Here is a 598-nt window from a genome sequence, read left to right as displayed (position 1 = left end):
TTTTAGACTTTGACATATCTAGGAAAATCGGGGCAATTCAAATAGACGCGAATGTGTCAGAGTCGGTGGCACGTAAGGCTATAAAAGATAATTATAAATACTTTAAATCGATAGGAGTATTTAAATGAATATTAAAAATTTGAACGGTGTGATTGAATTTGGAACTGGTGCTTCTGAATACGAACTTCAGGGTTTAGAGCGGCAATTAGAAGAAAAAATTCCATGTGAGTATAAGTTTCTCTTGAGTCAATCTAACGGGGTGTGGCACAAGAATGGACTGGTTATTTATGCCATTGAGGACGTTTTTGAAAGAAATGAAACTATGGGCGCGATAAAATATGCGGCAGGGTATCTCGCTATCGGAGATGATAGCGGAGGCAGAGCTATTTTAGTCCCGTATGAAGGAACGGGTGTGTATATAGTTGATCAGGGTAGCATGGATCCAGATGATTTTGATCGCGTGGGTGCTTCTTTAACAAATTGGGTTAATAATGGGTGTGTGCTCCCGTGATTTTTTGGTGTTGTAAGTGAATCGCCCCTGGTTTCTTAGACGCTTTGACCGGCTGCTTTTGGCCGATTGCAGCCCCTCGTAACAAGC

General features: G+C 41.3%; 1 protein-coding gene. It reads left to right on the top strand.

The annotated features are described in order from the left end of the window. Nucleotides 1-124 precede the first annotated feature (124 nt). The gene (locus tag HX873_RS31255) at nucleotides 125-511 is read left to right on the top strand and encodes an SMI1/KNR4 family protein (protein WP_177123828.1); all 387 of its coding nucleotides are present in this window, start codon (nucleotides 125-127) and stop codon (nucleotides 509-511) included. Nucleotides 512-598 lie beyond the last annotated feature (87 nt).

The sequence above is a fragment of the Pseudomonas sp. P7758 genome (assembly GCF_013386485.1).
Taxonomy (GTDB): domain Bacteria; phylum Pseudomonadota; class Gammaproteobacteria; order Pseudomonadales; family Pseudomonadaceae; genus Aquipseudomonas.
Note: the sequence above shows the minus strand (reverse complement) of the source record. Positions and strands in the feature narration are given on the sequence as shown.